Consider the following 25,186-nt stretch of genomic DNA (forward strand, 5'->3'; position numbering starts at 1 on the left):
GCTCCGGTTCGAGACCGGAGCGGGGCCCACTTCAGGTGCGGACCGCGGAGGTCAGAAGCGGCGCGTGATCAGCGCTCGCTTCACCTCCTGGATCGCCTTCGTGACCTCGATGCCACGCGGGCAGGCGTCCGTGCAGTTGAACGTCGTACGGCAACGCCACACGCCGTCCTTGTCGTTCAGGATCTCCAGGCGCTGCTCGCCCGCGTCGTCACGGCTGTCGAAGATGAAGCGGTGGGCGTTCACGATCGCCGCCGGGCCGAAGTACTGGCCGTCGTTCCAGAACACCGGGCACGAGGACGTGCACGCGGCGCACAGGATGCACTTGGTCGTGTCGTCGAAGCGCTCCCGGTCCTGTGGCGACTGCAGACGCTCGCGCGTCGGCTCGTTCTTGTCGTACGAGATCAGGAAGGGCATCACGTCCCGGTACGCCTGGAAGAACGGCTCCATGTCCACGACCAGGTCCTTCAGGACCGTGAGGCCCTTGATGGCCTCGACCGTGATCGGCTTCTCGGGGTTGATGTCCTTGATCAGCGTCTTGCAGGCAAGACGGTTCTTGCCGTTGATCCGCATGGCGTCCGAGCCGCAGATGCCGTGCGCGCAGGAGCGGCGGAACGTCAGCGTGCCGTCCAGGTCCCACTTGATCTTGTGCAGCCCGTCGAGGACGCGCTCCTTCGGGTCGATCTCCAGCTGGAAGTCTTCCCAGGTCGTCTCCGCCGAGACCTCCGGGTTGAAGCGGCGGATCCGGAAGGTGACGGTGATGTACGGGGAGGCCGTGGACTCCGCCTCGACCTTGTCCAGAACAGGGGTAGCCATCAGTACTTACGCTCCATCGGCTGGTAGCGGGTCTGGACGACCGGCTTGTAGTCGAGACGGATGGACTCGGTGCCGTCGGCGCCCACCTCGCGGTACGCCATGGTGTGGCGCATGAAGTTGACGTCGTCGCGGTTCGGGTAGTCCTCGCGGTAGTGACCGCCGCGGGACTCCTTGCGGGCCAGGGCGGACACCGCCATGACCTCGGCGAGGTCCAGCAGGTTGCCCAGCTCGATGGCCTCGAGGAGGTCCGTGTTGAACCGCTTGCCCTTGTCCTGGACCGCCACGTTCTTGTAGCGCTCCTTGAGCTCGGCGATCTTCTCGACGGCCGTCTTGATCGTCTGCTCGGTGCGGAACACCATGACGTTCGCGTCCATGGTCTCCTGCAGCTCGCGGCGGATGGTCGCCACGCGCTCGTTGCCGGTCGAGGACCGCAGCCGCTCGATCTGCTCGACCACGAGCTGCTCCGGGTTCTCCGGCAGCTCGACGTAGTCCGCCACGGCCGAGTACTCGGCCGCGGCGATACCCGCGCGTCGTCCGAAGACGTTGATGTCCAGGAGCGAGTTGGTGCCGAGACGGTTCGCGCCGTGGACCGACACGCAGGCGACCTCGCCGGCCGCGTACAGGCCCGGGACCACGGTGATGTTGTCGGCCAGGACCTCGCCCTCGACGTTCGTCGGGATGCCGCCCATCGCGTAGTGCGCGGTCGGCTGGATCGGGATCGGGTCCGTGTACGGCTCGATGCCCAGGTAGGTGCGCGCGAACTCGGTGATGTCCGGCAGCTTGGCGTCCAGCTGCTCCGGCGGCAGGTGGGTGAGGTCCAGGTAGACGTGGTCACCCTCGGGACCGCAGCCCCGGCCCTCGCGGATCTCCGTGTAGATGGAGCGGGACACGACGTCACGCGACGCCAGGTCCTTCATCACCGGCGCGTACTTCTCCATGAAGCGCTCGCCGTCCTTGTTGCGGAGGATGCCGCCCTCACCGCGCGCACCCTCGGTCAAGAGGATGCCCATGCGCCAGATGCCGGTCGGGTGGAACTGGAAGAACTCCATGTCCTCCAGCGGCAGCCCCCGGCGCCAGACGGCCGCCTGGCCGTCACCGGTCAGCGTGTGCGCGTTCGACGTCACCTTGAAGAACTTGCCGCAGCCGCCGGAGGCGTAGATCACGGCCTTCGCCTGGAAGATGTGCAGCTCGCCGGTGGCCAGCTCGTACGCCACGACACCGGCCGACTTCTTGACGCCGTCGACCTCGGTGATCAGCTGGTCGAGCACGTAGAACTCGTTGAAGAACTCCACGCCCTCCTTGACGCAGTTCTGGTACAGCGTCTGGAGGATCATGTGGCCGGTGCGGTCGGCCGCGTAGCAGGAGCGGCGGACCGGGGCCTCGCCGTGGTTGCGGGAGTGACCGCCGAAGCGGCGCTGGTCGATGGTGCCCTGCGGCGTCCGGTTGAACGGCAGGCCCATCTTCTCCAGGTCGAGGACGGCGTCGATGGCCTCCTTCGCCAGGATCTCGGCGGCGTCCTGGTCGACCAGGTAGTCACCACCCTTGACCGTGTCGAAGGTGTGCCACTCCCAGTTGTCCTCCTCCACGTTGGCCAGCGCGGCGGCCATGCCGCCCTGCGCGGCGCCCGTGTGGGAGCGGGTCGGGTAGAGCTTCGTCAGCACGGCGGTGCGGCTGCGCTTCGTCGCCTCGATCGCGGCGCGCATGCCGGCACCACCTGCGCCGACGATGACGGTGTCGTACTTGTGGATCTTCATGATTCTCGCAGCCCCGTGCCTAGCGGATGTTCGGGTCGAAGGTGAAGATCACCAGCGTGCCCAGCAGGATGGTGAACACCGTGGCGGTGTACAGCAGGCCCTTCAGCCACAGGCGCGTGTTCGCCCGCTCCGCGTAGTCGTTGATGACGGTACGCAGGCCGTTGGCGCCGTGCAGCATCGCGAGCCACAGCATCGCGAGGTCCCAGACCTGCCACCACGGGGAGGCCCAGCGGCCGGCCACGAAGGCGAAGCCGATCTTGGAGACTCCGCCGTCCAGGACGAGCTGGATCAGCAGGTGGCCGATGACCAGGACGACCAGGACGATGCCGGACAGGCGCATGAACAGCCAGCCGTGCATCTCGAAGTTGCCGCGGGTCGACTTCGGGGTCTTCGGCGTCCGCTTGCGCGGCGGCTCGATGACCGGTGCCGGGTTGTCGGCGTCGTACAGCGTGGCGCCCTCGACGGGGCCGATGCCGGAGGCGGGAGTTTCGGTCGTGGACATGCGCGTCAGCTCCCGAACATTTCACGAGCGGCGTGGCCGAGGACGGGCAGGATGGCCATGGCCATCAGCACGACCCAGACGCCGACGACGGTCCAGAGCATCTGCTTCTGGTAGCGCGGGCCCTTCGACCAGAAGTCGACGGCGATGACGCGAAGGCCATTGAGCGCGTGGAAGAGGATGGCGGCGACGAGGCCGTACTCCAGGCACGCGACGATCGGCGTCTTGTACGTGGCCACGACCTTGTCGTAGGCCTCGGGGGAGACGCGGACGAGAGCGGTGTCCAGCACATGTACGAACAGGAAGAAGAAGATGAGGACACCGGTGACTCGATGAGCCACCCAGGACCACATTCCTTCCCGGCCGCGGTACAGCGTTCCAGCCGGCACGGAAGAACCCTCCGGGAGCGGGGACTAGGGCCGCGCCGGCTCTGTGTCGGTCGGGCCCGGCCGGGTACGGTCCTCCGGCCCCCAGCATCGTAGCGACGTGTTGTCGGAGGGCTTACGGCGGCCCTGCCTATGTGATCAAACTGGCGATCAAACGAGCACGGACGGGCTACTCGACCGGGCGGCCACCGGGTTCGGCGGGGCGGCTGCCGGGGTGGGGCCGTCTTCTGTCTGCCGGGTGCGGGTTGATCGCGGCTGGTCGCGCCGTTCCTCGCGCACCCAGGGCGCGCCCCGGCGTGGGTTGGTCATGACTGTCCCGTACCAGACGGGTGAGTCTTCCTCGGGCCAGGCGGCGCAGTTCCTCGGCGGCGAGCGGACGCTCCTCCTCCGGATCGTTGGCCAATCGTGATCGGATCGCCGCGAGGACCTGGTCGAGCTCCTCCTCCGGTGCCACGTCGTCCAGGCAGATGACGAACACGTGACCGAATCGGCTCTCGTAGGCGGCGTGGGCGGCGCTCAGGGCGGTGTGGGCGGCGGAGTACGTGCCGTCCGGGAGCAGGGTGAGCGACTCGCCGGCCAGTGCCTCGGCGAGGTCGGCCGGCGTGAGGTCGTACGCCGCCTCGTCGCCCGCCGCGAGCAGGGACTCGATGTCCGGGTAGGGGCGGTGCTCGGTCACCCGGTCGGCCCAGCGCAGGCTGCGGCAGCAGGTCAGCAGGGCGCGCCGGACGTCGTCGGCGGACGTGGAGTTGAACCGCTCCAGGCCCGCGGGGATCTTGCTGCGGTGTTGCGCCGGTAGGGCGGTGGAGCCGGGGAGGTGGGGGAGACGGTGCGCAGGCAGCGTGGGTCCTCGGCGGGCGGGCGTGACGTACGGGAACGTCACGTGCGGGTCGGCAGGGGAGCGTGTGGGGAATGTGCCGCCACGTTATCGACGGCGGTCGGGCGACCGTCCAGCTGCTGCCCGATTTTCACCCGGATGGGAGAGTTTCGAGGCGTCTTGTGGACGAAGGAAGCGGGAGGGGCCGTAGGTTCGGAAGGGGGACGAGCGCGTGGAGGTGAGTGACGTGCGGTGTGACATCGGACGAATACGCACGGGCGTGGTGGGACGGACACGTACCGGTGTGGTGCGTGGAGTGGCGAGAAGGCGTACGGCCCTGGCGTGGCCGTACGCGGGTGTGGTGCGGAGTGAGGCGCGGTGACCGGCCGGAGGCGCCGGGCTCCCGAGAAGAAGACGCCCGGGAGGCGCAACAGGTTGCTGCTGGGCGCCGCGGTCGTGGCCGCGGGCGCGGTCGCGACGGCGGCGTGCTGGTCGACCGGCGGCGGTTCGCCGGCCGGGGCCGGGTCCTCGGTGGGCACGTCCGCCGCGGGATCCCCCACCTCGTCGCCGCAGCCCACCCGCAGCTACCCGCTGTCGCAGGCGCCCCGCACCATTCCCGCCGTACGTGAGCACACCCCCGCCCGCGGCCCGGGCTGGCGGCCCGGCTCCGGCGCACGCGTGGTCGTCGGCGACGACCGGCTCGCCGACGAGGGCAGGCTGCTGGCCGGCGAGCTCGGGATGGGGTACGCGGGCCGGACCGCCGCCCGGGGCGGCGATGTGGAACTGGGCCTGGCCGGCAGCGGTGACCAGGAGTCGTACACGATGACCGTCCAGGGCGGACGGGTCCGGATCACCGGCCCGGGCGAGGCCGGTGTCTTCTACGGCACGCGCACCCTCAAGCAGGAGGTGCACGGCGGCGGTACGGCTCCCGAGGGCGTCGTCCGGGACGCGCCGGCCAAGCCGCGGCGCGGGTTCATGCTGGACATAGCGCGCAAGTACTTCACGGCCGGCTGGATAGAGGACCGCATACGGGAGCTCGGCGACCTGAAGTACAACGAACTCGGTCTGCACTTCTCCGACGACCAGGGGTTCCGCATCGAGTCCTCCTCGCACCCCGAGATCGTGTCCCAGCAGCACCTCAGCAAGGCCGACGTCAAGAAGATCGTCGACCTGGCCGCGAGCCGGCACATCACGATCGTCCCGGAGATCGACTCGCCCGGTCACCTCGGCGCGGTGATCGCCGCGCACCCCGACCTCCAGCTGCGCAACGCCTCCGGCGTCGCGACACGCGGTGCGGTCGACATCTCCAAGCCCGCCGCAGCGAAGATCGTGGACGACCTCCTCAACGAGTACGCCGGTGTGTTCCCCGGTGCGTACTGGCACCTCGGCGGCGATGAGTACCAGGCGCTCGCGGTGTCCGACCCGGCCGCCTCCTACCCGCAGCTGGCCGCCGCGGCCAGGCAGAAGTACGGGGCGAGGGCCGGCATCGCCGACCTCGCGACGGGCTGGATGAACGACCGCGCCGACGTCGTGCGCGGGCACGGCCGGACGATGCGCGCCTGGAACGACGGCTTCTACCGGGCGAGCGCGGTGCAGCCGGCCAAGGACCTGGAGGCCGCCTACTGGACCGGCAAGGAGATCGGCGCCCGGCAGCCGACCGACTACCTGGGCGCGGGCCGCAAGGTCATCAACTACAACGACGAGTTCCTCTACTACGTGCTCGGCCAGCCGCAGACCTTCGTCTACCCCACCGGTCAGCGGATCTACGAGCAGTGGACCCCGCGCGTGCTGCGAGGCGCGGCAGCGGTGCCCGCGGGGTACGACGGGCAGATACTCGGCGGCGTGTTCGCGGTGTGGTGCGACCGCGCGGGCGCGCAGACACAGGACCAGGTGGCGGCCGGGGTCCGGATGCCGCTGCGGGCGACGGCGCAGAAACTGTGGGACGCGCGGACCCCGGCGCTGTCCTGGGCGCAGTTCCGGCAACTGGCCGACCGGCTGGGCTGAGAGCTGAGCCCGTCGGACGGGACGGACCGGCCGGGGGCAGCGCCCCGGCCGGTCCGGCCGGTCACACTCGAACGGTGGCACCCGGGGCGGCGACAAGGCGTGGGCCGGAGACGCAGTTGGCCGAAAACTTCTTCCTCGCCGGGCTCGGCCGGGTGGGGTGCCCCTGTGACACTCCCGGTCCGGCGCACGCAGTAAGGGGAAGTGCGGGCTCCGTGGAGATGAGGCGCCCCGTGGAGGCGTTTCGAGGAGACGTGATGAGCCTGGTGGCCCTGATCGCACAGGCCGACGAGCGTGCACTCGCGGCGAGCGGGCTGGCTTGTTTGGATCGGTGTGTCCCGCTCCTCGGAGGCGACGACGACATCCTGCGGCCGCTGTGGGCGAGCCTCGTCGAGGGCCAGGACTGGGAGCAGCGGCTCAAGAAGGCGCGGGCCGAGCTGGAGGCCGAGGACATCGAGGACGACGGGGAGTGCGCCTCCGAGGCCGAGGCCGCGCGGCTCGCCCGCCGCATGCTCGAGGCGGTCCCCGAGGAGCCGTCCGCCGACGCCCTGCGCCGGTGGGCCGACGCCTGCTCGGTCGCCGCGCTGCGGATCCACCGGCTCCTCGATGCCGCCGACGACGAGTCCTCGGTCGAGGGCCACCGGGAGGGCCGTACGGAGGGCATGTCGCCGCTCGTCGCCGCCGAACTGCGCCGTCAGATCGCCGTCCTGGAGCTCGTCACGGGTCATGGCGCGGTCGGACTGCGGCAGGCCCTCGACGTGTCGACCGAGGGCCGCCGGGTGCTGCGGGCCGTGGTGTCCCGCCGCGCACGGGGCCGGTCGTAACGGCTCCCAGCTGCGCAAGGACCCCTAAACCCGGCCGCGTGAAAGAATCCTGTGACCGTCCTGTGGTGCCGTGGGGCGGTCCTGCGCCGGTGTCGGGGACCCTCTCCCGACGGCGTGACGCTTCCCGACCGGATCACGCTTTTCCGGGTGTGAACGCAACTGAGGTGACCAGGCCCCACGCCGCCACCAAGCCCGTGCGCTGGGCCGCCGATGTCGTCACGGCCATGCGCGAGGGCGCCCGGCTGCGGCTCGACTACTCGGCCCAGAGTCTGTGGCGGGTGGACCGGATGATCGAGGACATACGCCGCCAGGAGGCGCCGTACGCCGCCGTGGAGACGGTGCTGCGCGGGTTCGGGGCGTACGCGGGCGAGGTGGTGGTGCGGCTGACCGGCGGCGAGTGGTGGACGACCGGCGGTGACCACTGGGTGCGCACGCCCGACGGCCACCTGTGGGACCCGATCGACGAGGCACGCCGCTGCTACCACGACGACGGCTCCCTGCGCCTGCTGTGCCGGGACGCGGTGAGCGGGACCCGGGCCTGAGGGGTGCCGCCTGGCGCTTGACGGGCAGTGACATTTCCGTGGGAGCGGACGCTGATGACCGTGGGGGCGTGGGCACGACCGTGCCGCACGTGTGGGGACGCGAGGCCACTCGCGGACGAACGAGGACAGCGTTGGGCCAGGGACGGGAACCCCGCCGCGCGCAGGCGTACGACGGGGAGCTGGGCACGGCCGTCGCACGGGCACAGCAGGGGGACGAGGCCGCGTTCGCAGTCGCGTACCGGATCGTCCAGCCGGGGCTGCTCGGCTATCTGCGCGGGCTCGTCGGCGACGACGCGGAGGACGTGGCGTCCGACGCCTGGCTGGAGATCGCCCGTGACCTGGGCCGGTTCAGGGGCGACGGGGCCGGCTTCCGCGGCTGGACCGCGACCATCGCCCGGCACCGCGCGCTCGACCTTCTGCGCCGCCGCCGCGTCCGCCCCCGCTCCGCGGCCCTCGACAACGACGTCCTCGAACTGCCGGACCGACATGAGACCCATGACCAGGCCCTGGAGGCCCTGTCCACCGCGCGCGCCCTGGAGCTGATCTCGCGGCTGCCGCGCGACCAGGCGGAGGCGGTGCTGCTGCGTGTGGTCGTCGGCCTGGACGCGCCCGCGGCCGCCCGGGTCCTCGGCAAGCGTCCCGGTGCGGTTCGTACGGCCGCTCACCGGGGCCTGCGGCGGCTCGCGCGGGAGCTGGGCGCCGCGGGTGTGACGGAAGGCGGCGCCGGAACGCTGGGGGAGTCGCAATGAGCACGAGCACGGTGCCGGCCGGTGAAGGACTCGGCCATGGCTGAACGACACGACGGCAGCGGCCGCACGGCGCGCCCACCGGCGCCCTTCGGCCGCGGGTCGCGCACGCCCGCCGCCGTCCTCGCCGCCTTGCGGCCCCGGCACCTGGACGCGGAGGCGGAGGCGCGGGCCGTCGCCGCCTTCCGGGACTCCTGGAAGCGGTGGCGGGGCGTGCGGTCCCTGCGCCTTCGGCGACGCGACGACTGGCGTCCGAGGGTTCCGCACCGCACGGGGCGTGTGCTGCGCACGCTGCTCGCCGTGCTCCTGGACGGACACGGAAGGACATAGCGGGCATCTCGCCCGGCAGGGCCGCCCAGCAGGCCCGCCATGCAGGCCGTTCGGAGTAAGAAGACGTAGTGAAAGCGCGCGCCGTTCGCGGGCCGATGTGCCCGCCGATGGCAACGACCGGGGCCGCCACCCCCCACAGGAGAGGCCCCGGCCGTCGCGCGGCACGGGCCGCGCGGCGGCCCGTACTCTCTACAGCGCCGTGGATGCGTTTTCTGTCACACCTCATCGCGTCACGTGTTGGTTGCACGTTGTACGGACATGGACGCAGAACGGTTTCAAGCCGTAACGTGCCTTTCGCGCCGACCGCGGACGATCAGCAAAACGGGTGATGCAACCGCCGCAAACCACGAGCGGCCTCAGACCGCTACCACGATGAGAATCACGACAGTGAAACCCGGTCCGCGAGAGCGGTGCCGGCTCAGGCGCACAGAGGGGCAGTTCGGGGTGCTGGGGGACGACGCGGAGCTGACGGCCGCGGTGCTTGCGGCACAGGACGGGGACGAGACCGCGTTCCGGACCGTGTACCGCGCGGTGCACCCGCGGTTGCTCGGGTATGTGCGGACGCTGGTCGGCGACCCGGACGCGGAGGACGTCGCCTCCGAGGCATGGCTGCAGATAGCCCGTGATCTGGAGCGGTTCAGCGGTGACGCGGACCGGTTCCGCGGCTGGGCGGCCCGGATCGCCCGCAACCGCGCGCTCGACCACATACGGATGCGCGGGCGCCGGCCCGCGATCGGCGGGGACGAGACGGAACTGACCGGGAAGGCCGCCGAGTCCGACACGGCGGGGGAGGCCATCGAGGCCCTGGCCACCGGTCATACCCTCTCCCTCATCGCCCAGCTCCCGCAGGACCAGGCGGAGGCCGTGGTGCTGCGGGTGGTGATGGGCCTCGACGCCAAGACCGCCGCCGAGACGCTCGGCAAGCGCCCCGGAGCCGTCCGCACGGCGGCGCACCGTGGCCTGAAGCGGCTCGCCGAGCTGCTCGGCGCGGGTGCGGAGACGGATGTGGAATCGGCCGGCGCGCTCGCCGCCATGCCTCCCCAGCGAGATGCACGCAGACGCGCGGTGTCGTCCGCCGGTGTGACGCATATGCGTTCGCGGACGCAGAAGGACATGTGATGGCCGACGAGCAGTACAGGTGGCTGGACCGTGACGCGGCGGAGCGTCTGCTGCGTGGAGAGCCGCTGGACGCCGTCGACGACGAGACGCGCGCCCGCGCCGCCGCGCTCGCCGAAGCCCTCGCCGCACTCTCCGCCACGCCCCCGCCGACCAGCGCGGAACTGCCGGGCGAGGCCGCCGCGTTGGCCGCCTTCCGGGCCGCGCGCACGTCGCGCGACGGCGCGGAGGCGACACTCGGCCGCACCGCCTTCCCCCGTCCCGCCGTCCAGTCCGCCGACGCCGTTCGGCGGGGAGCCCGGACCCGCGGCGTCCGTGTCGGCCGCCGTGACGCCGCAGCAGCCGATGCTCACTCCGACGCCCGGCGGACCGGAGACCGGCGGCTCCTCGTCGCCGATGCCCGGCGGCACGTCCGGCGCGCCCCCGCGGGGCAGTTCCTCGCACGACGAGGCGGGCGACGGATCCACCGCGACCGGCCGGCCGGGCTCCGGTGACAACAGCGCCGGGGGCCGGACCCAGGAGTGGTGGGCCGCCGTGCGTTCCTCCTGCCGCGCCGTGACCGGCGGCAAGGACCTCGGCGCCGAGCGGCTGCGCAACCTGCAGGACGCGGCCGGCGGCAGCAACAGGGTGAAGACGTTCTGCAAGGGCGTCCTGGGCGGCTGGGATCGTACGGGCAGCGGCGGCGACCAGGGCTCCGGCCGCGACGGCAGCGGCAATGGCAACGGCCAGGGCAACGGCAACGGCCAGGGCAAAGGCAACGGAAACGGCAACGGCCAGGGTGGCGGCGGCGGCGACGGCGAGGGCCACATAGTGCCCGGCGGCAACGGCGTGGGCATCCTCCCGTCGGTCACCCCCCACGCCCTGACGCCGCTCCTGCCGCGGGCCACGGCACCGGCCCCGACCTACAGCGCGCTGAGCACGTCCGAGGGGCACTGACCCCTGCGGGACTGCTCGCGGTTCCCAAGATCACACCGCAAGATCACCCCTCCAGATCACACCGCAAGATCACCCCTCTGACGTGCGGTTTCGCATATCTCAGAAATTTCTTCGGGGCGGGTGTGACACTTTCGGCCGCCGTGGCGCAGTACTGAGTGAGCCGACTGGTCATCGGCCGTCGCACAGAGCCGGGGTTCCCCCCGTACCCACGGCTCGGTGCAAATCGGCGCGGGCGGGACACGTTCCCCCGGTCCCGCCCGCGCCCCGCACCGCCCCTCGGCCCTTCGGCCCCTCTCACCAGTCGACGACGACCTTGTCGCCGTTCCTCACCTGGGAGAACAGCGCCGCGATCGCTTCCTCGTCCCGTACGTTCACGCATCCGTGCGAGCCTCCGGCATATCCGCGCGCCGCGAAGTCGTACGAGTAGTGCACCGCCTGGCCACCGCTGAAGAACATCGCGTAGGGCATGGGCGAGTGGTAGAGCGTGGACACGTGGTGGCGCGACTTCCAGTAGACGCTGAAGACACCGTCGCGGGTGGGTGTGTACTGCGCGCCGAACCGGACCGCCATCGTCGAGACCGTCCGGCCGTCGATCATCCAGCGCAGCGTCCGGCTCGTCTTGCTGATGCACAGCACCCGGCCCGTCATACAGCGTGGATCGGGAGCCGCGGCCGGCTGGCCGCCCATCAGATACAGCTCCCAGGTGCCGGGCCGGTGCGTCATCTTCAGCAGCCGCTGCCAGGTGACGGAGTCGACCCGCCCCGTCCGCGGCAGGCCCCGCTTGCCCTGGAAGCCCTTGACGGCGTTCTCGGTCAGATCGTCGTACGCCCCCGTCGGGCCGTCGAACAGCCAGTCGACCTGGCGCAGCCGGGCCTGCAGCTCCCGTACGCCGGGGCCCGAGTCGCCGCGTGCCCACAGGACGGCGGAGGAGGCCCCCGGAGGGGGCGCAGTGCTCGGCGTGCCGCTGCCGGAGGGCGCGTGCGGGATCTCGATGTGCACCGGCGAACGGTGCTTGCCGTCCCCGCCGTTCGCGTCCACGGGCTGTGCCGTGCAGCCGGTGACGGCGGCGAGCACGGCGGCCCCGGCGACTGCGACCAGCGATCTTCCCATCCCCGTCGTACGCATTCCCACCCCTGACGTCTCACCGGCCCCCGATGTCCGGTAGTGCCACCAGAGATGTTCCCCGCGCGTGACCGCGGGCGAACCAGCGGGCATGGTTGTGAGCAAGGTCCCAGCCGACGACCCTCCACCGGGCGAACGGTCGCCGCTACAGTCCGTCGCGAGGGTCGTCTGTACTGGCGAGTAACCAAGCCAGGTCACCACGCCAGGTCACCAAGCCGAGTAACGAAGCAACGCGGAGGCACACACCATGGCGCGCGAGTCGGAGTCCGGACTGCCCATCGAGCCGGTGTACGGGCCGGAGGTCCTCGAGGGCTGGGATCCGGTCGAGAGGCTGGGTGAGCCGGGGGCGTACCCCTTCACGCGTGGGGTGTACCCGTCGATGTACACGGGGCGTCCGTGGACGATGCGTCAGTATGCGGGTTTTGGTACGGCGGTGGAGTCGAACGCGCGGTACAAGCAGTTGATCGCGAACGGCACGATGGGGTTGTCGGTGGCGTTCGATCTGCCGACGCAGATGGGGCATGACTCGGATGCGCCGATCGCGCATGGCGAGGTGGGCAAGGTGGGGGTGGCGATCGACTCGGTGGATGACATGCGGGTGCTGTTCGGGGGGATCCCGCTGGACCGGGTGTCGACGTCGATGACGATCAACGCGCCGGCGGCGTTGTTGCTGCTTCTGTATCAGCTGGTGGCGGAGGAGCAGGGGGTTGCCGCGGAGAAGCTGACGGGCACGATCCAGAACGATGTGCTGAAGGAGTACATCGCGCGGGGGACGTACATCTTTCCGCCGAAGCCGTCGTTGCGGTTGATCGCGGACATCTTCCGGTATTGCAGGGCCGAGGTCCCGAAGTGGAACACGATTTCGATTTCGGGGTATCACATGGCGGAGGCGGGGGCGTCGCCGGTGCAGGAGATCGCGTTCACGCTGGCGGACGGGATCGAGTATGTGCGTACGGCGGTGGCGGCGGGGATGGATGTGGACGACTTCGCGCCGCGGTTGTCGTTCTTCTTCGTGGCGCGTACGACGCTTTTGGAGGAGGTCGCGAAGTTCCGTGCGGCCCGTCGGATCTGGGCGCGGGTGATGCGGGAGGAGTTCGGGGCGAGGGATCCGAAGTCGATGATGTTGCGGTTCCACACGCAGACGGCGGGGGTGCAGCTGACGGCGCAGCAGCCGGAGGTGAATCTGGTGCGGGTGGCGGTGCAGGGGCTGGCTGCGGTGCTGGGGGGTACGCAGTCGCTGCACACGAATTCCTTCGACGAGGCGATCGCGCTGCCTACGGACAAGTCGGCGCGGCTGGCGTTGCGTACGCAGCAGGTGCTGGCGTTTGAGACGGATGTGACGGCGACGGTGGATCCGTTCGCGGGCTCGTATGTCATCGAGAGGATGACGGACGAGGTGGAGGCGGCGGTGCTGGAGCTGATGGGGAAGGTGGAGGATCTGGGGGGTGCGGTCGCGGCGATCGAGCGGGGGTTCCAGAAGAGCGAGATCGAGCGGAACGCGTACCGGATCGCGCAGGAGACGGACGCGGGTGAGCGGGTGGTGGTGGGTGTGAACCGTTTCCAGCTGGATGAGGAGGAGCCGTACGAGCCGCTGCGGGTGGATCCGGCGATCGAGGCGCAGCAGGCCGAGCGTCTGGCGAAGCTGCGTGCGGAGCGGGACCAGGCGGCGGTGGACGCGGCGCTGGCGGACCTGAAGAAGGCGGCGGAGGGCACGGACAACGTTCTGTATCCGATGAAGGACGCCCTCAAGGCCCGCGCGACGGTGGGCGAGGTGTGCAACGCACTCCGCGAGGTCTGGGGCACCTACGTGCCGTCGGACGTCTTCTGACCTGGGTAACTCCTTCGAACGGGTGATCGGGGGCGGAATCCGCCCGCTCCCGGCCCGGAACCCGGACTCGGAGCGTCGTACCCCCGTGCGACACTCCTTTCCATGTTCGGCGTCATCGATCTCCCCACCTACCTGGCAGGACTCGTCCTGATCGTCCTGCTGCCCGGTCCCAACTCCCTCTATGTCCTCTCCGTCGCCGCCCGTCGCGGCGTGCGGGCCGGGTACACCGCCGCGGCCGGTGTCTGGTGCGGGGACACCGTGCTGATGACGCTGTCCGCGGCCGGAGTCGCCTCCCTGCTCAAGGCGAACGCCCTGCTGTTCGGGATCGTGAAGTACGCGGGGGCCGGCTATCTGACCTGGCTGGCGATCGGCATGCTGCGGGCCGCCTGGGGCATGTGGCGGACGCGGCGGGACAGGACCGTGGAGGAGGCACCGGCCGCCGCCACCGTCACCGAAGAGCGGCCCTACCGCCGCGCCCTCGTCATCAGCATGTTCAACCCGAAGGCGATCCTCTTCTTCGTCGCCTTCTTCGTGCAGTTCGTCGACCCGGGATACGCCTACCCGGCCCTCTCCTTCGTCGTGCTCGGCGCCTTCGCCCAGCTCGCCAGCTTCCTCTACCTGAGCGCGCTGATATTCAGCGGCACCCGCCTGGCGGAGGCATTCCGGCGGCGCAAGCGGCTGTCGGCGGGGGCCACCTCGGCCGCCGGCGCCCTCTTCCTCGGCTTCGCGGTGAAGCTGTCGCTGGCCAGCGCGTAGCCGCCGGCGCCGGGGGCGTTCGTACCGGACCCGCTCAGCTCGTGCGCCGGCGGCTCCGCGCCCGGCGCAGGGTGCGCGTGACCACCGGCGGCAGCAGGTCCACGGCGATGCGGCGGGCCCGTCCGCCGCGCCGGGCGGCGGCGGGCACCTGCGGCCGCGCCTTCGGCGCCTGAGGCCGTGGCTCGGGCGCCGAAGGCCTGACGTGCCGCGAGGGCGGGAAGGCGGGCGCCGCCATCCCCCTGCCCTTGAGCCGTATGATCCGGTGGCCCGCCGCGTCCTGCACGCTCAGCGAGCAGTCCTCACGCCCGCGCACCATCTCCAGCAGGTCCTCCTGGAGGTCCTTCGGGTCGTCCCAGGTGCCGTACAGCTTCTGGCCGCTGAGACAGACCGGGTTCAGGCCCCGGTTCAGCACGGCCTCCCAGGCGGCTATGGAGACGCCCGGCGTGTGCTCCGAGCGGAAGTCGTCGAGGGCGACGATGCCGCCCGGCCGCAGCACCTCCCGCGCCGCCCCAATGTCGTCGCGTACGTGCTGGTACAGATGCGAGCCGTCCACATGCACGAACCGGCAGGAGCGGGGCGCCACTTCGGCCGGGACGATGGAGCTGGGGCCCTGGAGCACCCGCGGCAACTCGTCGTGGAAGGACAGGTAATTGCTCTCGAAGGCCTCCCGCGTCAGCTCCGCGTAGGACTTCGTCGTCTCGGCCCGGTTGGCGCCGTCCGGGGCCTCGCCCTCGAACAGGTCGCAGACCGTGTAGGCCTCGCCCTCCTGGAGGTGGCGGCCGAGGAAGATGGCCGACTTGCCCATGTACACCCCGACCTCCAGCAGGTCACCCCGCACGGCATGGGTCTCCTGGTGGGTGAGGAACCAGTCGAAGAGGACCTGGTCGAGGTGGGGGAACCAGCCGGGGACGTCAGCCAGTTCGTATGGGGTCCGGACGGTGTCGTGCGCTGCAGTCATGAGAGGGCGCCACTCTATCTGCGGATGCGGGGACGGTCTGGCCTGTGGGGGGGGCTGTCCTGTGGGGAGGTCTGTCCTGTGGGGAGGTCTGTCCTGTGGGGGTGGTCAGGGGGACTTGGGGCCCGTAAGCAACCGTTTCAGCACCGGTGCCAGGCGCTGTTCGACGAAGCGGTACAGGACCCAGGCGAGCAGGAGCATCGCCGCGACGGTCAGGGCGACGGTGGCGTACGACGGCAGTCCCAGGCGGCGGTGCAGGACGCCGAGCACGACCCAGCCCAGGTGCTCGTGCACCAGATAGAACGGGTAGGTCAGGGCACCGGCCACGGTGAGCCAGCGCCAGTTCGCCCAGCCGAACGCGCCGAGGGCGACGGCTCCGACGGCGACGAAGCCGAACGTGACGGCGAGGATGATCGCGTACTGCGGGCGGTAGGAGAAGAAGTGCGGGTTCGCCGGGTGCCAGAGGCCGGCGACCGCGTAGTGCTGGCTGATCAGCCAGCTGAAGACGACGATGAGCCACGCCGCCGCGTCGCGGCGGTTGCGGTGCAGCAGATAGAGCCCGATGCCGCCGATGAACAGGGATGCGTACTGCGGCATCAGCACCGCGTCCAGGAACGGCTGGTGCGCGGTCGCCGAGATGGACGCGGCGAGTGTCCAGCCCCCGCAGAACAGCAGGATGCGCCGGCGGTTGGCGCCCGGCAGGACGACGCACAGCGCGAAGAGGGCGTAGAAGCGGACCTCCGCCCACAGGGTCCAGCACACGCCCAGCACCCGGTTCACGCCGAGGGGGGTCTGCAGCATCGTCAGGTTGACCAGGAAGTCGCTGAAGGTGGTCCCCTTGTACGGGACCCATGGCAGCGCGAACACGGCCGCCACCAGGATCACCGCCGCCCAGTAGGCGGGCAGCAGCCGGGCCGCACGCGAGACCACGAACGACTTCAGGGGCCGGCCCCAGCCGCTCATGCAGATCACGAAGCCGCTGATGACGAAGAACGTCTGTACGCCCAGACAGCCGAACGCGAACCACGAGTGCGCGGTGGGGAACTGGACCCTGGGGGAGGCCCCCCAGGCGCGGGCGACCTCTCCGTCACGGCCGCCGTAGTGGTAGGCGGCGACCATCAGGGCGCAGATCAGGCGCAGCCCGTCGAGGGCGCGGAGCCGGGGCGCGGGGCGGTTGCCCCGCGCCTCCGGAGGGGTGCGGGGGGCGCCGACTCCCGGTGAGAGCTTCGGGAGCTCCGTGCTGGCGGCGGTCATCCGAGTGTGGCGCGCTTGAGGGACCGGGCCCGGCGGACGACCCTGCGGACGGTCGCGTTGCGCGGGATGAACGCGAGCTGGACGGGGATCCCGCCGGGCAGCGCCAGCGAGGTGAGCCGCCGTCGTTTGAAGTACCGCCAGGTGTCCGGATTCAGATGGTTCATCAGATAGCTCTCGGCCTCTCCGCGCAGACTCGGGTAGATCTTCGGCTGCATCGCGAAGCCCACGGCGCGCACCAGTGCGTTGAGGCTCTCGATGTCCATGCCGTGGCGCTGTTCGGCGACCGCCTCGTGGGCGCTCAGCTCGGGCAGCAGCGCGTCCACGATCGTGACGGGGACGCGGTTGCTGTTCTCGTACGGCGTCAGGCGGTTCAGCAGGGTATCGGTGCCGATGCGGGCGACCGGGAGGCCGTAGAGCGCGGACGCGGTGAGCAGGGCGGTGGAGAAGCAGCCCACGACCAGCGCCGGACGCATGCGCTGGTAGAGGACCTCGGCGAGGACGGGCGTGTCCAGCACCGTCAGTTCGGCGCCGAGCTTCTCCGCCTCCTTCTCCAGCATGCGCGACCAGCGGGCCGGTGCGGTCGGGTGCGGCTTGAACACCACCCGGGTGTGCCCGACCGCGACCGCGCCCTTGAGCATCCGTACGTGGAGGTTCTCCTCCTCCTCGGCGGTGAGGATGTCGAGCGCCGAGAGGTACTGGCCGAGCAGCATCGCCGGGGCCTCGACGGAGGGCAGCGCGTCGCCGGTGCCCTCCAGTTCCGTGAGGACCTTGGCGAAGGCGTCCGTCGGCACGATCTCCGGTTCGACGCCGAACTCGGTCAGCAGCAGCGGCTCGAGGCCCGGGACCAGGTCCAGATGGAGCAGGCGGTCCACCCGGGTGCCGACCAGCGGGTCGATCTTGTTGCGGGTGGGGCCGTAGCTCATCAGGCCGTCCGCGTACACCGTGACGGGCGCCCCGGTGAAGATCTGGCAGACGCCGAGCGCCGGGTTGACCTGGATCGACTCGACGGCCAGTTCGATGTCGTCGTCACCGAGGTTCCAGGCGAGCCTGAGGTGCCGCTCCCACAGCGGGACGTCGTCCAGGCGCGGGGCCCAGCCGCCGGGGTGGAAGGGGGTGATGGTCTCGTTCCAGGAGATCACGTCGTCGAAACGGCCGCGCAGGTGCGCGAAGCCGGGCATCTCGTCCAGGGCGGGCGCGGTCTCGGGCGTCGCCGCGTTGTTGGAGACCAGCAGTATGCGCCGGTCGGCGGGCGCGAAGCACTCGCTGTCCAGCGCCGCGGCCAGGGTCGCCGTGCCGTACAGCGTCGACGCCAGGAAGATCTGCGTCGTCACGCGGCCACCCCCGCGGAGGCGGGACGACGGCGCAGCCGACGCAGGCGCGAGGCCCGCTCGATGTCCATGGATTCGAGGGCATCTTCGAGCACGTCCTGCGGCATGCGCCGCAGTGCGACAGCACTCATCGACTTCAGTTTCCGTGCCACCGCTGGCTCGAACCTTTCGATGGATCCCAGATGGTGAGAAATGATCGCGCAATAGGTGCGCACAGCCTTGGGAAGCAGCTCTTCGGCGTCCCGGTCCTCGGCGGTTTCGGCAACGACCTGGTCGAACGCGCGAATGAAGTCCAGCTGTCGCACATCACCGATCTGGGTGAGCGAGGAGGCGACACCGCGCCGGTAGAAGACTCCCATGAGTCCCACGGTGGCGAAGGACTCCGCCTGTCGATGCAGCTTCCAGATCCACGGCCGGTCCTCGGCGGTGCGCAGTCCGTCGGTGAAGTGCAGCAGTCCGCGGTCGACCAGCCGACGGTGGTACACGCCCGCCCACGCATAGGCGTAGTCGACCGAGGTGGAGCGGTCGGCGGGCAGGATCGCGTCGCGCGGGTTCATCACCACCCTGCGCCGGCCGTGCGGCACCCGGTGGATGGTGCGGGCCCGCGCCGTGCACTGGACGTGGTCGGTGCGCACGAAGTCGCACCCCAACTCCTCGATCGCACCAACGAGTTGCGGATAATAGCCGGGTGCGAGCCAGTCGTCCCCGTCCAGGAACGTGAGGTACTCGCCGCGTGCCTTGTCGATTCCGGTGTTGCGTGCGGTAGCCAGCCCTCCGTTCTTCTCGTGTCTGACATACACCGCGCCTGGCAGCTCGCGCTCCGCGCGCGCGAGGATGTCCGGGGTCTCGTCGCGCGAGCAGTCGTCGACGAGAATGAATTCGAAGTCCTCACGCGCGTTCGCACGCAGACTCTTCAGGGTGTCGGGCGCGTATTGCTGCACGTTGTAGAACGGCACGATGACGGAGAGCTTGACCACGCCGTTGACGTTAGGCGGCGGCCCGGCATTCGTCTTGACCGTCGGCTTGATACCGGGTGAACGACGCGTGGCGGAATAGTGAACCCAGCTGTTTCACAGGCATTTCGCGGCCCGATTCTCCATTCGGCGAGGTGCTGTTAACCCTTTGTTGTATTCCGGTTGGGCTGCGCATCGGAATCGCTTCCTAGCGTCTTCGGTGTGCCAGCAAGTACCGCGAAGTCCCTGCGGGTCGCCGTCCTAGCCGATTCCGACACCCGGTGGAAGTGGGGCGCGCTCACCGCGAGCCGAATTTCGCCGACGGAATTCACGAAGCCCATCGAATCGCCTGAAACGGTTGATTCGGACATAAGGCTCGACGGCTTCCTTCTGCGGGGCCGCGCCACCCCCACCGCCCGCCAGCTCGCGGAGGTCGGCATCCGCGCCGACTCCCTGCGCGAGGTCACCGCCGTCGAGTTCCTGCGCGAGATGGCGAAGGAGACGTACGACGTCCTTGTCCTCGCCCTCGTCGGCGGCGGCGTCCAGGCGATGCTGCACGGGCTCGCGCACGCCTGGCAGGGTCGCACGCGCCGGCCCGTGGTCGTCACCGGCTACGTCGGCGTCGTCTACGAGAAGCTCGCCGACGGCCTGCTGCTGCGGCACGGCGCGGACCTCGTCCTCGCCAACTCCCGCCAGGACGCCGAGCGCTTCCGGGCCGTGTACGAGGGAGTGGGCGCCGACGCCTCGTCGGTGACCGAGGTCGCGCTGCCCTTCCTCGGCGGCGCCCCCTACGAGAAGAAGGACCCGTACACGGTCGTCTTCGCCGCCCAGCCCTCCGTGCCGGAGAGCCGCAAGGACCGTACCTACCTGCTGGACCGGCTGATCCAGCACGCGCGCCTGCGCCCCGAGCGCGAGGTGCTGCTCAAGCTCCGCTCCAAGCCGGGCGAGCACACCACGCACATCGAGGAGCTGCCGTACCAGAAGCTGGCCCAGAGGCAGGACCTGCCCGCCAACTTCCGCCTCGTGTACGGGAACATGGGCGAGGTCCTCGACGACGCCGACCTGCTGGTCACCGTCAGCTCGACGGCCGCCCTGGAGTCCCTGCACCGCCGAGTCCCCACCGTCGTCCTGACCGATCTCGGGGTGCGCGAGGCCCTCGGCAACCACCACTTCGTGGGCTCCGGCTGCCTCACCTCCTGGGACCAGCTCGACGCCGGTCACGTGCCCACACCGGACGCCGAGTGGGTGGCCCGGCAGGGCGTCGCCCCCGACGGTTCGTACGCGACCGCCTTCGACGAGGCGCGCCGGCGCATCACCGAACTGCTCGCCGCCGGTGAACTCCCGCCGCTCAGCCCCTACTACAACCCCGTCACCGCGCCCGGCTATCTGCCCGGCGTCCTCGCCCGTCACCACCTCGCCCCGGACGGCAGCCCGTTGCCCGGCGCACCCGCCGCCGACAAGGCGGCCGGCCCGGTACGCCAGATCGTCCGCCGCGCGGCCCGCGGCGCCTACCGCCACGGAGTGCAGCGCGTGGCGCCCGTGATCCGGCGGATGGGGGAGCTGTGAGCGAGCGGATCCCACGCCAAGGACCCCAAGGAGTACCTCCCATGTCCAACCCGGAAGCGGGACAGGCGGCGCCGGTGCGTCGTGTGCTCGCGGTGATCCCCGCGCGTGGCGGCTCCAAGGGCGTGCCCGCGAAGAACCTCGCCCCGGTCGGCGGGGTGCCGCTGGTCGCCCGCGCGGTGCGCGAGTGCCGGGCCGCCCGGCTGGTCACCGACGTCGTGGTCTCCACCGACGACCAGGCGATCGCCGCCGCCGCCCGTGAGGCGGGCGCCGAGGTCGTGCTGCGGCCCGCCGCCATCGCCGGCGACACCGCCACCTCCGAGGACGCGGTCCTGCACGCCATGGACGTCCACGAGGCGCTGCACGGCTCCCCGGTGGACGTGGTGCTGCTGGTCCAGTGCACCAGCCCGTTCCTGGTCCGCGAGGACGTCGACGGCGTGGCCGCGGCGGTCGTCGAGAACCGTGCGGACACGGCGCTGACCGTGGCCCCCTTCCACGGCTTCATCTGGCGCGACGCGGCGGACGAGCCCGCTCCGGTCATCGGGTCGCAGCGCAGCGGCGAGGTCGGAGGCGGCACACGCCTCGCCGACTCGACGGCCACGGACGGCGGCTACGGCGTCAACCACGACAAGTCGTTCCGTCCGCGCCGCCAGGACCGCCCCCAGGACCTGCTGGAGACCGGCGCCGCCTACGCCATGGACGCGGCCGGGCTGCGCGAGCACCGCCACCGCTTCTTCGGCCGCACCGAACTCGTGCGCACCGACCCGGCCCGCGTGCTGGAGATCGACGACCCGCACGACCTGGCCCGTGCCCGGGCCCTCGCACCGCACTTCGACGCGTCGAGGCCCGGAGCGCTCCCGACCCGCGCCGACATCGACGCGGTCGTACTCGACTTCGACGGCACCCAGACCGACGACAGGGTGCTGATCGACTCCGACGGACGGGAGTTCGTCTCCGTGCACCGCGGAGACGGCCTCGGCATCGCCGCGCTGCGCAGGAGCGGCCTGACGATGCTGATCCTGTCCACGGAGCAGAACCCGGTCGTCGCCGCCAGAGCCCGGAAGCTGCAGATCCCGGTCCTGCACGGCATCGACCGGAAGGACCTCGCGCTGAAGCAGTGGTGCGAGGAGCAGGGCATCGCGCCTGAGCGCGTGCTCTACGTCGGCAACGACGTCAACGACCTCCCGTGCTTCGGCCTCGTCGGCTGGCCCGTGGCGGTCGCGAGCGCCCACGACGTCGTGCGCGGCGCCGCACGCGCGGTCACCACCGTCCCCGGCGGTGACGGCGCGATCCGAGAGATCGCCAGCTGGATCCTCGGCCCCTCTCTCGACTCCCTCGACAAGTAAGGAATCTCCCTCCCATGAGCACCAACTCCCGTCTGCGTCAGTTCGGTACGCGTACCGCCGGTCCCGGTCAGCCCGTCTACATCTGCGGCGAGATCGGCATCAACCACAACGGTGAGCTGGAGAACGCCTTCAAGCTGATCGACGTGGCCGCCGAGGCCGGCTGCGACGCCGTCAAGTTCCAGAAGCGCACCCCCGAGATCTGCACCCCGCGCGACCAGTGGGACATCGAGCGCGACACCCCCTGGGGCCGGATGACCTACATCGACTACCGCCACCGCGTGGAGTTCGGTGAGGACGAGTACCGTCAGATCGACGAGTACTGCAGGGAGAAGGACATCGCCTGGTTCGCGTCCCCCTGGGACACCGAGGCGGTCGCCTTCCTCGAGAAGTTCGACGTCCCGGCGCACAAGGTGGCCTCCGCCTCCCTGACCGACGACGAGCTGCTGCGCGCCCTGCGCGCCACCGGCCGTACGATCATCCTGTCCACGGGTATGTCGACCGCGAAGCAGATCCGCCACGCGGTCGAGGTCCTCGGCTCGGACAACATCCTGCTGTGCCACGCCACGTCGACGTACCCGGCGAAGGCCGAGGAGCTGAACCTCCGCGTCATCAACACGCTGGAGAAGGAGTACCCGAACGTCCCGATCGGTTACTCCGGCCACGAGACCGGTCTGCAGACCACGCTGGCCGCCGTCGCCCTCGGCGCCACCTTCGTCGAGCGCCACATCACCCTCGACCGCGCCATGTGGGGCTCCGACCAGGCCGCTTCCGTGGAGCCGCAGGGCCTGCAGCGCCTCGTCCGCGACATCCGCACCATCGAGGCGTCCCTGGGCGACGGTGTGAAGAAGGTCTACGACTCCGAGCTCGGCCCGATGAAGAAGCTGCGCCGCGTCGCCGGTGTGGTCGCCGAGGCGGAGATCGCCGCGGCCGCCGGTGAGCCGGTGTCGGTCTGAGCGCCTTACGGGACGGTCGTACGCCGATGAGCCCCCGCGCCGGAACCGCCGGCCACCCCACCCTCGCCTTCGTCGAGAGCCCGGTACAGCTCCTGAACGTGCTGGAGTGGGCGCACGCGTACGCCCACCGCACGCCGGGCGGCACGGCGCCCGGGCGCGTGGCGGCGATCCCCGCGCAGGGTGGCCGGCGGTCCGGGGCGGGGAGCACGACGGTGGACGGTGCGGGGGCGCCCAGGCGCCCGGCGCGCGAGGGGATCACCCTCGTGGTGCTGTCGCCCACCGACCCGATGACCCGCGGGCAGCTGCGCCGCATGGCGGAACTGGCCCGCGACGAGGGGTACGAGGTCCGCTGGGAGGAGGCGCGGGGCGGTACGACCGCGCCCTTCCAGACGGTCGGCGGCCTCGCCCCGCTGCTGCGCCGGGCCCACCGGGTGGTGATGGGAGACCCGTTCTCCCGCTACGTACAGCTGCTGCTGGCGATCACCCGGGCCCGCGAGCTGGTGGTGGTGGACGACGGCACCGCGACGATGGAGTTCGTCGCCCAACTCGCCCGTGGCGAACGCCTGGTGCGCTGGCATCGCAAGGGGGGCCGTCCGGGCCCCCGTGACCTGCTCTTCGCCCCGGTGGCCTCATGGGCGCGCCGTCGGCTGGCGCCGAGCGAGCGGCACACGGTGGAGGTCTTCTCGTCGATGCCGATCGAGGAGGTCCCTGAGGGCGTCACGGTCACGGCGAACGACTTCGCGTGGACCCGTTCCCGGTTCGGCCCGCCGCGCCTGACGAAGGGCGCGGACCTGGTGGGCACGTCGCTCGTCGAGACGGGTGTGGTGGACGGGGAGCGCTATCTGGATGCGGTCCGGGGCCTCGCCAAGGCGCACGGAGCGCGTCGCTACTTCGCCCACCGGCGCGAAAGCCCCGACAAGCTCCGCCGGTTGGCGGCCGAGACGGGTCTGGAGGTGGTCCGCCCGGACCTCCCTCTGGAACTGATCGCTCGCCGCGGCCCGATCGGCCGTACGATCCTCAGCTTTCCCTCCACGGTCGTCCACACCCTGCCCCTGGCGCTGGCCGGCACGGAGGTCCGCGTCGCGGTGTGCGACATCGACCCCGCCTGGCTGACGGACCACGCCTCACCACGTGCACAGGGCTTCCTCTCGGGGGTGACGGGCACGGCCCGGGACGTGGACCGGTTGTCGTCGGTGGCGCCGGGATAGCGCGCTGCACCATCCGGCGCGCGGGACTCGGGAGTCTCACAATCCACGCACGCAACAGACATGCGGCATTCAGAAATCGGCCATGTGGCCCGCGTCGGACCGACATGATCCGGCCATTGAATCTCCCCGCGCGGAGCCGATCGGAACCGCGCGGGGAGACTCATTTCCACAGTGGGGGGACCACACGTGGTGGCCACACAACAGGAGTCCGGCAGACGGGATCCGGACAGATCTGAGGCGGAGAGATCTGGCTCGGACAGACCGGGTTCGGAGGGGACCGGTTCGGACGGGTCCGGTTCGGACGGGTCCGGTTCGGACGGACAGGATTCGGACAGACCTGACGCGGAGAGATCCGGCTCTGGCGGATCCGACTCGGACGGATCCGGTTCGGACAGGACCCGCCCGGACGGATCGGGTTCGGACGGATCCGCTTCGGTCAGACAGGATTCGGACAGACCTGACGCGGAGAGATCCGGCTCCGGCGGAACTGGCCGGGACGGATCCGGCGGTCCCGGCCACCGCCGGGACACCCCGATGCCCGGGCAGGCCGGCACCAGCGTGCTGATGGGGCGCGCGGCCGCGTACGGCGGCCCGTTCGGGGGGCTGGCGGGCCTCGCGCAGGGCGACACGGTCACGGTGACCACCGGCCAGGGCCGGGCGACGTACCGGATCCTCGGCGTACGACGGGCCGGCGACCCGGCGCCCGCCGCCGTGGCCGCGGGCAAGGGCCGCCTGGTGCTGGTCACGGCCACCGGCCCGCGCTACATGCCCGGTGGCATCCTGCGCGTCGACGCCGACCTGATCTCCGCGCCCTTCCAGACGCCGGCGGCCGTCATCCGCCCCGGCACCCTGCCGGAGTCCGAACAGCCGCTGGCCCGCCCCTCCGGAGTTCCCTGGCCGCTGGTGATGTGGCTTCAGGCGCTGCTGGCCGCCGCGGTGGCCGCGGTGTGGTGCCGGCACCGCTGGGGCCGCCACCAGACATGGATCGTCTTCGCCCCTCTCGTCGCGGTGCTGGGCCTCCAGGTCGCCACCCGCACCACCGAACTGCTGCCCAACCTGCTGTGACCGCCCTCCGAGACCAGCCGCGAACCGAGGTAACCGCCGTGACCGACGCGACCGCCCGCCTGGGCGACACCGCCCCTGTGACCCACCCCGCCGC

The 25,186-nt window shown here is 70.9% G+C and carries 25 protein-coding genes; 15 read left to right on the forward strand and 10 right to left on the reverse strand.

Features of this window, described 5'->3' with window-relative positions; genetic code table 11:
- Nucleotides 1–51 precede the first annotated feature (51 nt).
- The 5 genes from ASC56_RS22460 to ASC56_RS22480 form a co-directional block, all read right to left on the reverse strand.
- Entirely contained in the window at nt 52–813 is a 762-nt protein-coding gene (locus tag ASC56_RS22460; protein ID WP_055493285.1) for a succinate dehydrogenase iron-sulfur subunit, read from the reverse strand.
- A complete protein-coding gene (gene sdhA / locus ASC56_RS22465; protein WP_055493286.1) occupies nt 813–2,567 on the reverse strand; it encodes a succinate dehydrogenase flavoprotein subunit in 1,755 nt (584 codons plus the stop codon). Before sdhA ends, ASC56_RS22460 begins: the two co-directional genes overlap by 1 nt.
- A 19-nt stretch (nt 2,568–2,586) precedes the next feature.
- On the reverse strand, nt 2,587–3,069 hold the full coding sequence (locus ASC56_RS22470) for a succinate dehydrogenase hydrophobic membrane anchor subunit (protein ID WP_055493287.1): 483 nt from the start codon (nt 3,067–3,069) through the stop codon (nt 2,587–2,589).
- A gap of 5 nt (nt 3,070–3,074) precedes the next feature.
- Nucleotides 3,075–3,455, reverse strand: a complete 381-nt coding sequence (gene sdhC, locus ASC56_RS22475; protein ID WP_079102642.1) for a succinate dehydrogenase, cytochrome b556 subunit — start codon at nt 3,453–3,455, stop codon at nt 3,075–3,077.
- A gap of 166 nt (nt 3,456–3,621) precedes the next feature.
- Entirely contained in the window at nt 3,622–4,224 is a 603-nt protein-coding gene (locus ASC56_RS22480; RefSeq protein ID WP_234377025.1) for a 2-oxo-4-hydroxy-4-carboxy-5-ureidoimidazoline decarboxylase, read from the reverse strand.
- A gap of 420 nt (nt 4,225–4,644) precedes the next feature.
- On the opposite strand from ASC56_RS22480, the gene ASC56_RS22485 reads away from it, so the two are divergent.
- The 8 genes from ASC56_RS22485 (at nt 4,645) to ASC56_RS42065 (ending at nt 10,761) form a co-directional block, all read left to right on the forward strand.
- The gene (locus tag ASC56_RS22485) at nt 4,645–6,270 is read left to right on the forward strand and encodes a glycoside hydrolase family 20 protein (RefSeq protein ID WP_079102643.1); all 1,626 of its coding nucleotides are present in this window, start codon (nt 4,645–4,647) and stop codon (nt 6,268–6,270) included.
- 254 nt (nt 6,271–6,524) lie between these two features.
- Entirely contained in the window at nt 6,525–7,091 is a 567-nt protein-coding gene (locus ASC56_RS22490; RefSeq protein ID WP_055493290.1) for a hypothetical protein, read from the forward strand.
- Between the two features lie 224 nt (nt 7,092–7,315).
- Complete coding sequence (locus ASC56_RS22495) at nt 7,316–7,633, forward strand: hypothetical protein (protein WP_234377026.1); 318 nt, start codon at nt 7,316–7,318, stop codon at nt 7,631–7,633.
- Nucleotides 7,634–7,764: 131 nt separating this feature from the next.
- Nucleotides 7,765–8,382 carry an RNA polymerase sigma factor gene (locus tag ASC56_RS22500; RefSeq protein WP_055493292.1) on the forward strand — a complete coding sequence of 206 codons (618 nt, stop codon included), beginning with the start codon at nt 7,765–7,767 and terminating at the stop codon, nt 8,380–8,382.
- Nucleotides 8,383–8,418: 36 nt separating this feature from the next.
- A complete protein-coding gene (locus tag ASC56_RS22505) occupies nt 8,419–8,709 on the forward strand; it encodes a hypothetical protein (RefSeq protein WP_159039681.1) in 291 nt (96 codons plus the stop codon).
- Nucleotides 8,710–9,153: 444 nt separating this feature from the next.
- The gene (locus ASC56_RS22510) at nt 9,154–9,828 is read left to right on the forward strand and encodes an RNA polymerase sigma factor (RefSeq protein ID WP_055493294.1); all 675 of its coding nucleotides are present in this window, start codon (nt 9,154–9,156) and stop codon (nt 9,826–9,828) included.
- Nucleotides 9,828–10,319: a hypothetical protein gene (locus ASC56_RS42060; protein WP_055493295.1), complete on the forward strand. Its 492-nt coding sequence runs from the start codon at nt 9,828–9,830 to the stop codon at nt 10,317–10,319. The genes ASC56_RS22510 and ASC56_RS42060 overlap by 1 nt, the downstream gene beginning before the upstream one ends.
- 40 nt (nt 10,320–10,359) lie before the next feature.
- On the forward strand, nt 10,360–10,761 hold the full coding sequence (locus tag ASC56_RS42065; protein ID WP_159039682.1) for a hypothetical protein: 402 nt from the start codon (nt 10,360–10,362) through the stop codon (nt 10,759–10,761).
- A 294-nt stretch (nt 10,762–11,055) separates the two neighbouring features.
- On the opposite strand, the gene ASC56_RS22525 is transcribed toward ASC56_RS42065, so the two are convergent.
- Nucleotides 11,056–11,871: a murein L,D-transpeptidase gene (locus ASC56_RS22525; RefSeq protein WP_055493297.1), complete on the reverse strand. Its 816-nt coding sequence runs from the start codon at nt 11,869–11,871 to the stop codon at nt 11,056–11,058.
- Nucleotides 11,872–12,130: 259 nt separating this feature from the next.
- Between ASC56_RS22525 and ASC56_RS22530 the strand changes: the two genes are divergently transcribed.
- Nucleotides 12,131–13,711: a methylmalonyl-CoA mutase gene (locus ASC56_RS22530; RefSeq protein WP_055493298.1), complete on the forward strand. Its 1,581-nt coding sequence runs from the start codon at nt 12,131–12,133 to the stop codon at nt 13,709–13,711.
- Nucleotides 13,712–13,813: 102 nt separating this feature from the next.
- Nucleotides 13,814–14,467, forward strand: a complete 654-nt coding sequence (leuE, locus tag ASC56_RS22535; protein ID WP_055493299.1) for a leucine efflux protein LeuE — start codon at nt 13,814–13,816, stop codon at nt 14,465–14,467.
- A 34-nt stretch (nt 14,468–14,501) separates the two neighbouring features.
- Here the strand turns inward: leuE and ASC56_RS22540 are convergent, their stop codons facing one another.
- The 4 genes from ASC56_RS22540 to ASC56_RS22555 all read right to left on the reverse strand — a co-directional run bounded on the left by ASC56_RS22540 (nt 14,502) and on the right by ASC56_RS22555 (nt 18,981).
- Nucleotides 14,502–15,425 (reverse strand): class I SAM-dependent methyltransferase, encoded by a 924-nt coding sequence (locus ASC56_RS22540; protein WP_055493300.1) that lies wholly within the window; start codon nt 15,423–15,425, stop codon nt 14,502–14,504.
- A gap of 105 nt (nt 15,426–15,530) precedes the next feature.
- Complete coding sequence (locus tag ASC56_RS22545; RefSeq protein ID WP_055493301.1) at nt 15,531–16,676, reverse strand: acyltransferase; 1,146 nt, start codon at nt 16,674–16,676, stop codon at nt 15,531–15,533.
- Nucleotides 16,673–18,007, reverse strand: coding sequence for an alpha-2,8-polysialyltransferase family protein (locus ASC56_RS22550; protein WP_055493302.1), 1,335 nt, complete (start codon nt 18,005–18,007; stop codon nt 16,673–16,675). Before ASC56_RS22550 ends, ASC56_RS22545 begins: the two co-directional genes overlap by 4 nt.
- On the reverse strand, nt 18,004–18,981 hold the full coding sequence (locus ASC56_RS22555; protein ID WP_055493303.1) for a glycosyltransferase family 2 protein: 978 nt from the start codon (nt 18,979–18,981) through the stop codon (nt 18,004–18,006). Before ASC56_RS22555 ends, ASC56_RS22550 begins: the two co-directional genes overlap by 4 nt.
- Before the next feature lie 198 nt (nt 18,982–19,179).
- On the opposite strand from ASC56_RS22555, the gene ASC56_RS22560 reads away from it, so the two are divergent.
- The 5 genes from ASC56_RS22560 (at nt 19,180) to ASC56_RS42830 (ending at nt 25,092) form a co-directional block, all read left to right on the forward strand.
- Nucleotides 19,180–20,523: a DUF6716 putative glycosyltransferase gene (locus ASC56_RS22560; RefSeq protein ID WP_055493304.1), complete on the forward strand. Its 1,344-nt coding sequence runs from the start codon at nt 19,180–19,182 to the stop codon at nt 20,521–20,523.
- A gap of 41 nt (nt 20,524–20,564) precedes the next feature.
- Entirely contained in the window at nt 20,565–21,866 is a 1,302-nt protein-coding gene (locus ASC56_RS22565; RefSeq protein ID WP_055493305.1) for an N-acylneuraminate cytidylyltransferase, read from the forward strand.
- 14 nt (nt 21,867–21,880) lie between these two features.
- Complete coding sequence (locus ASC56_RS22570; protein WP_055493306.1) at nt 21,881–22,819, forward strand: N-acetylneuraminate synthase family protein; 939 nt, start codon at nt 21,881–21,883, stop codon at nt 22,817–22,819.
- A 26-nt stretch (nt 22,820–22,845) separates the two neighbouring features.
- Nucleotides 22,846–24,027: a hypothetical protein gene (locus ASC56_RS22575; protein ID WP_055493307.1), complete on the forward strand. Its 1,182-nt coding sequence runs from the start codon at nt 22,846–22,848 to the stop codon at nt 24,025–24,027.
- A gap of 189 nt (nt 24,028–24,216) precedes the next feature.
- Nucleotides 24,217–25,092, forward strand: coding sequence for a sortase (locus tag ASC56_RS42830; protein ID WP_267887632.1), 876 nt, complete (start codon nt 24,217–24,219; stop codon nt 25,090–25,092).
- The last annotated feature ends 94 nt before the right edge of the window (nt 25,093–25,186 follow it).

Origin of the sequence: Streptomyces sp. TP-A0356, from assembly GCF_001417775.1 — a bacterium.
Taxonomy (GTDB): Bacteria; Actinomycetota; Actinomycetes; order Streptomycetales; family Streptomycetaceae; genus Streptomyces.

What these genes read in the sequence shown, in the direction of transcription:
- ASC56_RS22505 (WP_159039681.1), top strand. Translation starts at nt 8,419, where the DNA reads ATGGCTGAACGACACGACGGCAGCGGCCGCACGGCGCGCCCACCGGCG.
- ASC56_RS22525 (WP_055493297.1), bottom strand. Translation starts at nt 11,871, where the DNA reads ATGGGAAGATCGCTGGTCGCAGTCGCCGGGGCCGCCGTGCTCGCCGCC.
- ASC56_RS22540 (WP_055493300.1), bottom strand. Translation starts at nt 15,425, where the DNA reads ATGACTGCAGCGCACGACACCGTCCGGACCCCATACGAACTGGCTGAC.
- ASC56_RS22545 (WP_055493301.1), bottom strand. Translation starts at nt 16,676, where the DNA reads ATGACCGCCGCCAGCACGGAGCTCCCGAAGCTCTCACCGGGAGTCGGC.
- ASC56_RS22490 (WP_055493290.1), top strand. Translation starts at nt 6,525, where the DNA reads ATGAGCCTGGTGGCCCTGATCGCACAGGCCGACGAGCGTGCACTCGCG.
- leuE (WP_055493299.1), top strand. Translation starts at nt 13,814, where the DNA reads ATGTTCGGCGTCATCGATCTCCCCACCTACCTGGCAGGACTCGTCCTG.
- ASC56_RS22530 (WP_055493298.1), top strand. Translation starts at nt 12,131, where the DNA reads ATGGCGCGCGAGTCGGAGTCCGGACTGCCCATCGAGCCGGTGTACGGG.
- ASC56_RS22565 (WP_055493305.1), top strand. Translation starts at nt 20,565, where the DNA reads ATGTCCAACCCGGAAGCGGGACAGGCGGCGCCGGTGCGTCGTGTGCTC.
- ASC56_RS42060 (WP_055493295.1), top strand. Translation starts at nt 9,828, where the DNA reads ATGGCCGACGAGCAGTACAGGTGGCTGGACCGTGACGCGGCGGAGCGT.
- ASC56_RS22570 (WP_055493306.1), top strand. Translation starts at nt 21,881, where the DNA reads ATGAGCACCAACTCCCGTCTGCGTCAGTTCGGTACGCGTACCGCCGGT.
- ASC56_RS22575 (WP_055493307.1), top strand. Translation starts at nt 22,846, where the DNA reads ATGAGCCCCCGCGCCGGAACCGCCGGCCACCCCACCCTCGCCTTCGTC.
- ASC56_RS22470 (WP_055493287.1), bottom strand. Translation starts at nt 3,069, where the DNA reads ATGTCCACGACCGAAACTCCCGCCTCCGGCATCGGCCCCGTCGAGGGC.
- ASC56_RS22460 (WP_055493285.1), bottom strand. Translation starts at nt 813, where the DNA reads ATGGCTACCCCTGTTCTGGACAAGGTCGAGGCGGAGTCCACGGCCTCC.
- sdhA (WP_055493286.1), bottom strand. Translation starts at nt 2,567, where the DNA reads ATGAAGATCCACAAGTACGACACCGTCATCGTCGGCGCAGGTGGTGCC.
- ASC56_RS22495 (WP_234377026.1), top strand. Translation starts at nt 7,316, where the DNA reads ATGCGCGAGGGCGCCCGGCTGCGGCTCGACTACTCGGCCCAGAGTCTG.